General features: G+C 34.1%; 10 protein-coding genes and 1 tRNA gene. 4 read left to right on the forward strand and 7 right to left on the reverse strand.

Annotated features, from left to right (window positions below; genetic code table 11):
* Positions 1–162 precede the first annotated feature (162 nt).
* From ACY2RS_RS14050 to ACY2RS_RS14075, 6 genes are all read right to left on the reverse strand, one after another.
* Entirely contained in the window at positions 163–768 is a 606-nt protein-coding gene (locus ACY2RS_RS14050) for a hypothetical protein (RefSeq protein WP_490099300.1), read from the reverse strand.
* A gap of 298 nt (positions 769–1066) precedes the next feature.
* A complete protein-coding gene (locus tag ACY2RS_RS14055) occupies positions 1067–2080 on the reverse strand; it encodes a DUF6624 domain-containing protein (protein ID WP_490099301.1) in 1014 nt (337 codons plus the stop codon).
* 92 nt (positions 2081–2172) lie between these two features.
* Entirely contained in the window at positions 2173–2538 is a 366-nt protein-coding gene (locus ACY2RS_RS14060; RefSeq protein WP_490099302.1) for a LytR/AlgR family response regulator transcription factor, read from the reverse strand.
* A gap of 226 nt (positions 2539–2764) precedes the next feature.
* Positions 2765–3625 carry a TraB/GumN family protein gene (locus tag ACY2RS_RS14065; RefSeq protein WP_490099303.1) on the reverse strand — a complete coding sequence of 287 codons (861 nt, stop codon included), beginning with the start codon at positions 3623–3625 and terminating at the stop codon, positions 2765–2767.
* A gap of 447 nt (positions 3626–4072) precedes the next feature.
* Entirely contained in the window at positions 4073–5788 is a 1716-nt protein-coding gene (locus ACY2RS_RS14070) for a helix-turn-helix domain-containing protein (protein WP_490099304.1), read from the reverse strand.
* 386 nt (positions 5789–6174) lie between these two features.
* Positions 6175–6256: transfer RNA gene (locus tag ACY2RS_RS14075), tRNA-Leu, on the reverse strand.
* 174 nt (positions 6257–6430) lie between these two features.
* Between ACY2RS_RS14075 and ACY2RS_RS14080 the strand changes: the two genes are divergently transcribed.
* Positions 6431–7819: a dipeptidase gene (locus ACY2RS_RS14080; RefSeq protein ID WP_490099305.1), complete on the forward strand. Its 1389-nt coding sequence runs from the start codon at positions 6431–6433 to the stop codon at positions 7817–7819.
* 85 nt (positions 7820–7904) lie between these two features.
* Here ACY2RS_RS14080 and ACY2RS_RS14085 read toward each other — a convergent pair whose 3' ends face one another.
* Positions 7905–8498, reverse strand: a complete 594-nt coding sequence (locus tag ACY2RS_RS14085; RefSeq protein WP_490099306.1) for a PhnA domain-containing protein — start codon at positions 8496–8498, stop codon at positions 7905–7907.
* Positions 8499–9026: 528 nt separating this feature from the next.
* Between ACY2RS_RS14085 and ACY2RS_RS14090 the strand changes: the two genes are divergently transcribed.
* The 3 genes from ACY2RS_RS14090 to ACY2RS_RS14100 all read left to right on the forward strand — a co-directional run bounded on the left by ACY2RS_RS14090 (position 9027) and on the right by ACY2RS_RS14100 (position 12977).
* The gene (locus ACY2RS_RS14090; protein ID WP_490099307.1) at positions 9027–9392 is read left to right on the forward strand and encodes a BlaI/MecI/CopY family transcriptional regulator; all 366 of its coding nucleotides are present in this window, start codon (positions 9027–9029) and stop codon (positions 9390–9392) included.
* Between the two features lies 1 nt (position 9393).
* Entirely contained in the window at positions 9394–11727 is a 2334-nt protein-coding gene (locus tag ACY2RS_RS14095) for a M56 family metallopeptidase (protein ID WP_490099308.1), read from the forward strand.
* A gap of 149 nt (positions 11728–11876) precedes the next feature.
* Positions 11877–12977 (forward strand): DUF4407 domain-containing protein, encoded by a 1101-nt coding sequence (locus ACY2RS_RS14100; RefSeq protein WP_490099309.1) that lies wholly within the window; start codon positions 11877–11879, stop codon positions 12975–12977.
* The last annotated feature ends 15 nt before the right edge of the window (positions 12978–12992 follow it).

Raw genomic sequence — 12992 nt, forward strand, 5'->3', positions numbered from 1 at the left:
TAAAGGGTGCCATAACATTCTAAAAAAACCTTCCTACTTTGTCCCTTTTCATCTTTGATTCTTTGATTCTTTGGACCTTTCGTCTTGGCTCTTGGCTCTAAAAAAGAAAAAAGCTGCTACACCTAGATGCAACAGCTTTATAATTTAAAGTATTTAAAAGACTTATTTAGCCTTCTTCTTAATGGTCTTTGCTAATGTTTTAGCCAATTTCGCATAGGCTTCAGATATTCGATACCCAGAATCATAGTCGTTACCCATGGCTCCGTATCCTTCAGCTTTGGTATAACGAACTTGGAAGATCACATTGTCAGGAGCCCCCTTTTTATAGACCGACACTATTGCATTAATTTTAGAGTTTTGACGCATCACACCTACATTATATCCTGCATACATCATGGTTGTATGGACCTTCATAACATACTCGGCGCTATCTAAATCCATCCCTACTCTTACTTTATTATCATCAAAACGCTTGTTAAATGATTCGATAAATTTTGGCTCGTAGCGCTCTTCTCTATCATTAAACCAAGATTCTTTAAACTTTTCTCCAGAACCTGGGTTTTTCTTTTCTCTCTTTTGCATTTTGTCTGCTAAGAACTCTTCTTCGCTATCGTATTTAGGAATTTCTAAGTCAGAATAATCAAAGACAAGAGAGAATTCTGTTATACCCTTTAAATCTTTAAAGCTTCCTTCTAGTACTTTTGCTTTTTGTGCAAAGGTGGCTGCTGTAATAAACAGCACGGCAAGTAATGTAATTTGTTTTTTCATGAGTGATACTAAATTAGTTATTGAAATTTTATGTTCTTTTTAAAGATAGGTTAACACCTTTCTATAGGTTACAATCCACTAAACAAGAACCTTGCCTTTTTTTGGCAAAGCCGAAATATTAGTAGTCCAAAAATAGTATAATTTATGAAACAAGGCTTTAGGGCAGCTGTCGTATCTTTTTGTTGTACAAAAAAAGCTTCTCATTTCTGAGAAGCTTCGTGCGGATGACAGGAATCCCCGCAACACGTGCGGGATACACTTACAATTCCTATCATAAAATCATTATTTAAAATAAAAATTATTCGCCCAAAATTTTATTTACTGTTGGCATCAGGACATTTTCCCAAAATTCTAAATTTGCTTGTTTGAGATTTTCAAAATCTAAATTTGTATTAAATTCATCAACATTTTTGTAGCCTTTAAAAGTAGCTTTTAGTAAATAATAGTATGAGGCAGAATTAATATCCTTATGTTTACACAACGATATAGCTCTAGCTGCTTCAACATAATCTTCAGCATCAGTATAGCCATCAGATTTTAGAGCAATTATATAGAAGTTTGCTGCTTCTAAATAATTTTCGTCTAACATTGCTTTTTTAGCTTTTTCAATATTAATGTTATAAGAGTTTTCAAATGCTTTGGCTCTTTTTATAGCTTCTTGTTCTGAAGGTACTCTATAATCGAAATTTAATGATAATGCGTAGTCTTCAATATGCTGTTCAATATTCATTTTTTCTCTACGTTCTTGAACTCTAGATTCATCTACAATAGGTTGAAAATAAGTTTTCTCATCATTAAGGTTATGATTTGTAGAACTTTGAGTAGCATAAAGCTGTTTCTCTCCTTTTGCTAGTTGTACACGGTCATATAGGTACGCATAGTTACTTCGATTTGCCAAACCGTTGTCAATAGCTTCTTTTAATAGCTTCAGGCACTTTTCTTGAAAGAAAGGATTTCTATCTGCATGTTGTACAATTAACCAAGCCACATTACTAGCTTCTTCTCCAACCTTATCAAATGTTGGCCAGCCATGTTTATTAACAATCTCTTCCATTCTAGAAGTATTGCTACTGTCAATTTTTATTAATTTTTCTACTACTTTGTCATATTTATCGGTACCACTTTTACCTTTGTTATGCAATTCAATGTATTTCATTCTATATTTCTGATCGTTTTTACGAAGCGAAATAATTTCTTTCCTAATTTTTGGAAGTGTTATTTTTTTTCCTTGCCATTTTGGTTGGCAACTGCAACTCATAGAAAACAGAAGAAATAAAATGAATAAGCGTGGAATTTGTTTTTTTGATTTCATTTTTTTGGCGTTTAAATATCTAATGTTAGTACAATTTTTTCTGTAAAATTATTTTATTTAGTAAGCGGCTGGGATTTATTTGTGAGTGGTATTTAAAAATCAAAAAAGAGTTTAACCATCTTCAGGAAATCTTCCTTTTTATTTCTTGAGATTGGAATAATTTTATCGTTTTTCAACACAATAGAAAAGTTTTCTTTTTTTTCTAATTTTCTCATAAAATTTATATTTACTATATAAGACCTATGAGTTCTATAAAAAATAGATTTTTTAGATAATTGATCCGCGAAATATTTAAGTGTTTTACTGATTAACTCTGTTTTTCCATTTCGCAAATAAAATTTTGAATAAACACCATCAGCCTCAAAATAAATAACATCATTATAAGAGACAAACATTAGACCCATAGGGATTTCTATCGCCAATCGGTTAAAAGCAATATGCTCTACTGTTTTTTTCAACTCTTGTTAACGCTTGCTTTAATTCTTCTTCATTCATAAGTGACAATAAATAATAATTTCGGTTATGTTCATCTTTACTAAAATTCAACTAATTGAGACCCAAAAAGCAAAAAACTAATCTAGAAGAGAGTCTATTTTTGATATTTAAACTAACATAAAACTGGTCGTGTTATAGTACCAGAAGTAATGTTAAAACACCTTCGCTTCTAGGTTAGTTAATTATCACTTAATTTATTACTGGAGTAACAGTATAACCTGCTTTCACAAGTAGATTTATAACGCCTCTTTTGCTCCCAAGATGCCCTGAACCAACAGCATAAAACGTGGGTTTGTCTTTAGAAAAAACACCTACTTTAGGAACCCAGTCTTCATTTCGTTGAAATAATATTTTTTCTTTAAGTTCAATATCATCCTCGAAATACTCATTGAGAATATTATGAAGATGTTCAATATCTTTCGTCTTATAAGCTGTAACAATTTTGTCAAAATAACCATCTATATCTCCTTCTTCTTTCAGCATATCAATGATATCATCAATTTGCTCTTCATAAGGAATATCTTTGAACAAGCCCATTTGAAATGCGATGGTTTCAAAACCATTAACCTCTTTTTCTTGTTCTTTTGCCATAGCAGATAGTGTATGCTCATAACTAGCTAAGTTTTCCCCTAAATGCACAACCATCGCCGTTGATGATACTACAAAAGGTTTCATCTTATTAAAGCTAGACATTCCTACACCCATTTTCTCAATAAAATATTCATCGAGTATTTTATACTCCGCTTGAGTCATATAATTCTGTAATGAATCATTATCTTGAATCATAGCCACTGCCATATACTCTGCTTCTGCGTTGGGACTATTAATGTCTGCTTCCATAACAAGTTGTTCACTTAATGCAAAAGCCTTTTTTACCTTGTCTTCTAAAAGAAAATCCTCTTTTGGCAACATATGTATTGTCCCAAAAACATAGGATGTTTTAATACCATTACCTTCCACTTTGTACAATAAGGTTTTGTCTTGTGCATAACTATTTGTAATAAATAGAAATGCTACGAAGGCCTTTAATAGTGTTTTTAAATTTTTCATAATATTTGATTTTAAATTTATTTATTATTAATAATTTTTTTAACTCATAATAAAAAGAGTGAATTCTATTAGTAGGCTTATAATTGTTACCATAATGTTCTGTTTTCATCGCATTAGCGATATGATTAAATAAATTGTTATACAAGTAATAATTCCGATTCCGAATTTTATTAATTTGATTTTTTTTGATGTATTACTTTTTATAGACTTCACGATTCCTTTTTTTTTGTTTTCCAGATATCTTAGAATACATATGTTTGACAAGACAAATATTCAAGATGATTGAAAATAAAAAAAAAAGGAGTACCTGATTTTTAAAAAAATGAGGCAGCAACTAAAGTTCACAAAGCATTGTGTTTACTGGGGATGTCTCATGATTTTTAAAAATCTATGAGTCTGTAAAAAGGAAAAACTCAAATTTATAAATTTGAGTTACAGAATGGTATTTTATGTGATATTTTTGATGTTCTTAATATAAAAAGAAGGGTTTAAACCAGTATCTTTTTTAAAATACTTAGTAAAAGAATTCGCACTTTTATATCCTAATTCTTCCGCCATTGATTGTATTGAATATGCTCTAAAAAACACATCATCTTTAATACGGATAATAGCATAGTTGATACGCAAATCATTAATATAAGTATTGAAATTTTTGTCGTAATAAGAATTAACAACTTTGGATAAATATGATGTATTAGTACCAGTTTTCTTAGCAACGTTATACAAATTGCATTCCTGGTTAAGAAAGTATTGTTTTGACTCCAACATCTTAAGTTTATCAATAATTTTTAATTTAATTTCTTCGGGAACTTCATTTTTGTTCGCTGCATCTGCAACACCATCTTTAGAATTAATAATTTTTTCAGGGTTTTTAGCAGTCTCTATTTTTGATAGTAAAATCTTAAACTTCTTCTCATTCTCTTTCTTTATTAAAAAAACCTTGAGTAGTGCTAATAACAAGCCGAGAATAATTATCAAACTAATGAGAGAAAAATATCTGAGATATGTTTGATTCCGATTTTTTTGAAAATTCAACTCAGAAAGATCTAATTCAAACTCTCTGATTTCTTGGTTTTGAAATGAGTTATTAATTGTGTCATCTATCTTTTTTCTAGTTTGAAGTGTATTTACATACTTCTCAAAATAGAAGTTTGCTTTTTCTAGATTACCTTCTTCTTTATAGCATATGGCAGCAACTTTGTATATGTCGTCCATAAACCCTTCCTCATTTTCTGAAAGATTGTATCGGCTAAAAGCTTTTTCAAATTCTTTAATTGCTAGCTTATAATTTTTTTTGGCAGCATATACTTTACCAATATAGCATCCTACGGTTAAACTATCAAGGCTTGTAAAAGGCACGCAATGTTTCATTGAAGTTTCAAAACTTATTTTTGCATTATCATATTCATTTTTAAGTAACTCTGCATTCCCTTTAAGCCAGTATAAATCTTTCAGTACGCAAGGGTTATTAATTTCGAGGCCCTTTTTCAAGACAATATCACTATAGTAATATGCCGAATCTGAGTTTTTTGCCTTAACATAAGTATCAGCAATACTTACTTGACTTACAAATATGAGTTGTTCCTTAAGTGGCGCAGATAATTGAGCCGATGTATCTATTAGTTGAATTGTATTAATTAATTCGCGTTGCGTTTGTATTGCCCCATTGTAATTTCCCCCCGTGGATTTTAGTAATGTTAGCAAGTAAGAAACTGCTTGTATTTTTTCTATTTGATTATCTTTTTTAGCAAACACCAATGCTTTATTAAAAAACTCCAAAGCTACCTCGAGTTTATTCTTTCCCATATACATCCTTCCTATTGCCATGTGTGTTTCATAACCAAATCTATCCAGTCCATGTCGTTCAAAAAAACTCAGTGTAGAATCTGCATATTTAAAAGCAACATCATATTTATTCGAGTTTCTATATAAATTGGTAAAAGAAACATATCCTCTCCACTGCTTTTCAATATCATTTTCTTTTTTCGCCTTTTCTAAATATATTTTGCAAATAGGAATGGCTTTACCTGGTGTTATTTGCCCATATTCTTCTATTAGTTGAGCTAATTCTTCAAATGACTTAGTTTTAAGCGAGTCTGTTTGGGTCATTCCAGACCATGTAATAAAAAAAATGAATAAAATTGGCAGGATATCAAGTCTCATAAACGGTGATTTAACTAACATTATTTATTTCAAACATACCCGTATTTAAATTATTTTAACGTCTAAAGGTTTTCAAATTAATTGCAATTAAATAAAAACTAAACCACAATACATGGTTAATTTACAGAATTTTAATAAACATCAGCTGTCGTTAAACTTAAAAATTAGAATTGGAATCTCTTTAGATAACATCTAAAAATATGAAATTAAAAAGAGTAAAACTTTGCAGCTAAAATTGCACAAAAACAAAAAAGCTTCCCATTTCAGAGAAGCTTTGTGCGGATGACAGGAATCCCCGCAACACGTGCGGGATAAACTTCAATTCCTGTCATAAAAACATATTCATAAAAAAAGCCCTACATCGAAATGAGGGCTTCTTATTGTTGTGCGGATGACAGGAATCGAACCTGCACGCCTTGCGGCACTAGATCCTAAGTCTAGCATGTCTACCAGTTCCACCACATCCGCGGACCTGTACAAAAGCTATATCCTAGCTTTCGGACGGCAAATATACATAATTGTTATAATTAACAAACAATCTTTTTTAAGAAATAATGCTTTTACCTACCTTTATCTTTTTGAGAGAAAAATAGACATCTATTAAGATTTCCGCTTTCGCGGAAATGATAAATAATTTTATTTATGAAAAGTGCCAAACCCTATATACAAGAACACAAAGACCGCTTTTTAAATGAACTACTCGACTTGCTAAAAGTCCCAAGTATTTCTGCAGATTCTGCCTACAAAGATGATGTGATAAAAACTGCTGGAATCATTAAAGAAAGTTTAGAAAAAGCAGGATGTGACTATGTAGAAATTTGTGAAACCCCAGGGTATCCTATTGTATACGGAGAAAAAATAATCGACAAAAACCTACCTACTATTTTAGTATACGGGCATTACGATGTGCAACCGCCAGATCCAGTTGAATTATGGGACAGTCCACCATTCGAACCTGTGATTAAGAAAACGGAACTCCATCCAGAAGGTGCTATTTTTGCACGTGGAAGTTGTGATGACAAAGGGCAAATGTACATGCACGTAAAGGCGCTAGAATATATGACCAGCACTAATCAACTGCCTTGTAATGTCAAATTCATGATAGAGGGCGAAGAAGAAGTGGGAAGCGAAAGCTTAGGTTGGTTTGTAGAGCGCAACCAAGAGAAACTAGCCAACGATGTGATTCTTATTAGTGATACTGGCATGATAGCCAACGATATTCCAAGCATTACCACTGGACTTAGAGGTTTAAGTTATGTTGAAGTTGAAGTTACGGGTCCCAATAGAGATTTACACAGTGGTTTGTATGGAGGTGCGGTTGCAAACCCTATAAATGTATTGACTAAAATGATTGCTTCGTTGCATGATGATAACAACCATATCACCATTCCGGGCTTTTATGATGCTGTGGAAGAACTTAGCAAAGAAGAACGTGCAAAAATGGCCGAAGCACCTTTTAGCAAAGAAGCCTACTGCAAAGCATTAGACATTGCAGACACCTATGGTGAAGCAGGATATACCACCAATGAACGGAATAGCATACGCCCTACTTTAGATGTCAATGGAATTTGGGGAGGATATACTGGCGAAGGTGCTAAAACAGTAATAGCAAGCCAAGCATTTGCTAAAATATCAATGCGTTTGGTACCCGATCAAAACTGGGAAACGATTACCGAATTATTCCAAAAACATTTTGAAAGCATTGCACCCAAAGGAGTAACCGTAAAAGTGAATCCGCATCACGGCGGACAAGCATACGTGACACCCATAGATAGTCTAGGCTATCAAGCAGCGAGCAAAGCATATGAAAGTACCTTTGGCAAAACACCCATACCGCAACGCAGTGGTGGAAGTATTCCAATTGTAGCCTTGTTTGAAAAAGAACTAAAAAGCAAAACTATTTTAATGGGCTTTGGTCTGGATAGTGACGCCATTCATTCTCCAAACGAGCATTTTGGTATTTGGAACTACTTAAAAGGAATTGAAACCATCCCGCAGTTTTATCATTATTTTACGGAGATGAAGAAGTAAGCCTATTGTCATGCTGAGCCTGTCTAAGCATCTTGTTTATGCAAAGCCCTTCAACAAGCTCAGGGTGACATTTTTAACTAAAAAATCATATCTTCTTAACATACTCCGTAATAATCACAATCTGAATCCCATCAACTTTACCTTCAATATAGGTCTCGTTTTCATGATCTAGAGAAATACGACGTACTGCGGTGCCTTGTTTGGCAACCATGCTGCTCCCTTTTACTTTTAAATCTTTAATCAGCACCACATTATCTCCAGCCTTTAAGACTACACCATTGGCATCTCTATGCACCAAAGCATCACTCTTGTCTTCGGCATCTCCTTCGGCAGCCGCCCAGGCTAGTTGCTGTTCTTCCATATACATCATATCTAACAAATCTTGAGACCAGCCAAAAGATTTTAAACGATGTAACATGCGCCACGCCATAACCTGCACAGGAGCAGCAGTGCTCCACATACTATCATTTAAACAACGCCAGTGATTTTCATCTCGTTCTTCACTATCAAATTGAGAGGTACAAGTAGTACATACCTGCAATCCAGTATCGGCACCATCAATATATTCTGGGGTTTTAGGCACCTCGTATAAACTCAAGTTTTCAGGTTCTGCATGTCCGCATAATTCGCAGGCTCCATCTGCTCTTTTTTTAATTTCTCTTTCAGTATCTGAATTCATAGATAAGTACGCAAAGCGGAAATATTAGTCCTCGAAGCGATTTTTGTTTGATTTACATTGATAAAGCGGCAAAGGTAAGGAATTTGGTGACAGGTGACGGGTGACCGATGATGGATGATGGATGATGGATGATGGATGATAAAATTAAATAATTTGAAGATGAGTCAATTTGAAAATGGAATAAAAAAACCCGCAAGGAGTTGCCGAAGACCTCCTTGTAGGTTTAGCAATAAATTACATGTACTATTTTCCAAAAAAGTAAACAGTGCTCAGTAGCAGTTGGCAGGGAGATGATTTGAAGATTGAATAGGTACTAATAAGCTTTGAAACTTTGCACCCCTTGCACCCTTTGCTACTTTGCTACTTTGTTACTTTGCTACTTTCTTACTTTCTTACTTTCTTACTTTGAAACTTTGCCTCTTTGCCACTACAATAGACCCCAGCCCCATAAACTTTTTTATCCTCTACACTTGTAGAATTAAAAAAGTATAACTACATTTGTAGAACACATTTTAAATCTGTAGCAATATGTCACTTAGTAATGCCGAAGAAACACTTATGGAAATTCTCTGGAATCAAGAACGTGCTTTTATGAAAGACATTATAGAAGCCTATCCAGATCCTAAACCTGCAACGACTACAGTGGCCACCTTACTAAAACGAATGCAAGACAAAAATTTTGTAGGGTACACACAGTTTGGGCGTTCTAGAGAATATCACCCACTAGTAAAGAAGAAAGACTATTTCTCAAAACATGTGCATGGGCTCATTAAAAATTTCTTTAACAACAGCGCCTCACAATTTGCCTCTTTTTTTACCGAGGATACCAATCTTAGCAAAGAAGAACTTCAAGAATTAAAGAGTTTAATTGACAACCAAATTAAAAACAAATAGTATGGAACTGTATCTTTTAAAATCGACAGCATGTTTGGCTATTTCTTTTATTTTTTACAAAATATTTTTAGAAAAAACATCACTGCATATTTGGAAACGGATCTATTTGCTTGTAACACTAGCAGCTTCGTTTATCATCCCACTACTTACATTTACGGTTTACATAGATCCCTATCCTGTAGTTACTGATGTTGCAGATATGACACTAGTACCTTCGGAAATGTTAGTTGTCGAACAGGAAGTTAGGTACATCCCGAAAACTTTCGGGAGGACACTTCTTTGGTTTGTATACGGATTGGGCGCAACGCTATTCGGATTCCGATTTCTGTTCCATTTATTTAAAATTTCAGAAAAAATATACCGTAATCCAAAACAAAAACAGGATAATATTACCAATGTACTTGTATCACAAAACATTACGCCACACACCTTCTTGAACTACATTTTCTTTAATAAAACCAAATTTGAAACAGGTGCTATTCCTAATGAAGTATTGTTACATGAGCAAACCCATGCCAAACAAAAACACAGTATCGATATCTTAGGTATTGAAATCCTGCAGGTCATTTTCTGGTTCAACCCTTTGTTTTATTTCATGAAGCGCGCTATTAAATTAAACCATGAATTTTTAGCGGATCAAGAGGTATTAAAGCAAGGTGTAGCACTTACTAAATATCAAAACATATTACTTGCGTTCTCATCAAACGCAGCAACGCCACAGTTGGCACATTCTATTCATTATTCATCTATCAAAAAACGATTTACAGTTATGAAAACAAAGACATCAAAAACCGCTGCAAGGCTAAAAATGCTGCTCATTGTACCCCTATTGGCAGTATTAGTTTACGGATTTAGCACCACACAAGAAATTGAAAAAGAAAACAACTTTGACGCAATAGAACAATCCTCTTTAGCTCCAGAAGAACGCCTTACCGCTCGTAGTATCTCTATTGAAATTTTAGAAAATCAACAACTGTTAGTGGAGGGAATTAAAACAACAAAACAACAACTGTATAGCACATTAGGGTCACTACATACAGACATCACCAAACAACAAAGAGACAAAATTATAAACATCCACGTTTCTTCAAAAGGCGCTATTGCTTATGAAGATTTGGTAAACATACAAAAGGTTGCAAGGGCTTATGGTTACCATCGTATTGTAACGCCTAACGAAGAGATCATTCGTTCTAAAGGTAATGTGCCGGCTGCTACTGAAACAGTAAAAAGAACCTATGAAAATTATGCTAAGGAATTTATTTTGGGAGCAGAAAAAAATAACAAAAAAGCATTTGTCCTTATGATTTCTGTAGATGAAATTATGATTGATGGCAGAAAATCATCATTACGCACTTTTGCAAAAGATTTAAATCGTGTCACCAAAGATTGGGAAGAAACTGACTACACGAGCGCAACACCTTCCATTTTAATTGCGAGTATGCGAAAAGAATTCTTAAGCCTAGCCGATAGGGAGTTTAAAAAAACGCATTACTCAAAAGCTAATGAAGGGCTAAGTTTGTTTAGTTATGCACCACCTCCGCCTCCAAAGGCAGCTAAAAACAAAGCGCAATTACCACCTCCGCCACCACCACCTTCAAAATCATTAGGTGATGTCACCCAAAAATACAAATACAGTGTAGTGTTGTATGTAAATGGCAGGGATATCTATGTACAGGGAAAAAAAACATCGCTTAAATCTTTTGCTAAAACCTTAGATGCACATACCCAAGATTGGCCAGATAAGGCTTATAAGTTTTATGGGGTAAGTGTGAAATTAGATAACATTTCTAAAGGCTTTGCAGATCAAATTAACCAAGAATACAGAAAGACCAAATTGGCACGTATGTCTTCCAGCAAAAACCCATACATTATTGGACCTGAAGATGTCCCACCTCCGCCACCACCTTCTCCTAAAGTATTAAAAGGCAAAGCTTCAAATATTCCACCGCCTCCACCACCGCCAAGTAAACTAGACCACATTATAGCGATGGCTAAAAAAGGAGCTACTTTTTATTATGAGGGAACTACCATTACATCAGACAAGGCGATCGATTTGGTAAAAAACAACCAAAACCTCAACATAAATTCTCAAAACAACAACGGAGTAGCAACGGTTCATTTATCAAAAAATGGGAGCACGGTTATAAATAACCAACAAGTAAACAATGCAGATTGTATCTCTATACAGGAGCTTAAAAAATTAAAAGCAGACACTCAAATAACGGGTTGCGTTACCATTAATAAAACCTCACATTATTACCTAAAACAAGGGAACAACATTAGCTATTATAACAAATGGGGAAATAAAGTAAATGAACAAGGAGAAAAACTATAATTTTTTTAAATTTCACCATACATTTCTTAACCCGTAAAGATTAATTACCATAATCTTTATGGGTTTTTTCAATTAATCTACTTTTTATGTAACAAATATCGGTATTCTGCGTTCTAACTATCTCATTCATCCTTCAAAATCAACCCTTTATGTTACAACGCTTTTTTATTTTCTGTTCAGGATCAGACACCCAAATTTTAAACGAATGTGCTCCAGGTGAGCAAACCAAATACGCAGGGATTGGTGCTACAGTCTTCTTTACCGCAATTATGGCAGCCATTGCAGGATCGTATGCCTTATATACGGTATTTGACAATGTGCTAACCGCCATCTTCTTTGGCCTTATTTGGGGCTTACTCATCTTTAACCTTGATAGGTTTATAGTCTCTACCATAAAAAAACGTCATGACTTTTTTGCTGAAATCATCCAAGCATCTCCCCGCATTCTGTTGGCAATTATTATTGCTATTGTGATTTCAAAACCATTAGAACTAAAAATCTTTGAAAAAGAAATCAACCAAGTGCTGTTGGAAGAAAAAAACCAAATGACACTTGACAATAAAGAACAATTAGCACTACAGTTTACTCCACAACAAACAGCGCTGTCTACTGAAATTTCTAAGCTCAAACAAGAGATTATCGATAAAGAAACCGCTGTAAATGCCTTGTACGATACCTACATCGCCGAAGCCGAAGGTACAGCGGGTACAGAAAAATTAGGAAAAGGGCCTGTCTACAAAGAGAAGAGAGAAAAACACGATGCAGAGCTAGCCGCCTTACAAGAACTTAAAACAATAAACAACGAGAAAATTTCAGTCCTAGAATCGCAATTAAGTACACTGGGAGCTGCCTATGAAGACAAAGTTGCAGAAACCCAACCCGTCATTGAAGGATTTGATGGTTTAATGGCTCGAGTTGAAGCCTTAAATAAATTACCTTGGCTTCCTTCTTTCTTTATATTTTTATTATTTCTGGCTATAGAAACCTCACCTATTATTGCTAAATTATTATCGCCTAAAGGGCCTTACGATTATAAACTAGCTACACAAGAAGGCGCTATAAAATCTTGGGCTGCTCAGCAAAAAGCACAGCGTGATATTGTAGCCCAGACTGAAAAAGAAATCAATCATAAAGTGTATGGAGATTTAGCAGACGAGCAAGAATTATATAATTACAAACGTAAAAAAGCAAAAGAGTTAATGGAACAACAAGCCAATGCTTTTTATGAGCGACAGAAGAGTATTCTTTAATTTTTTAGACTAATC

It is taken from the genome of Patiriisocius sp. 208BN25-11, from assembly GCF_058147145.1.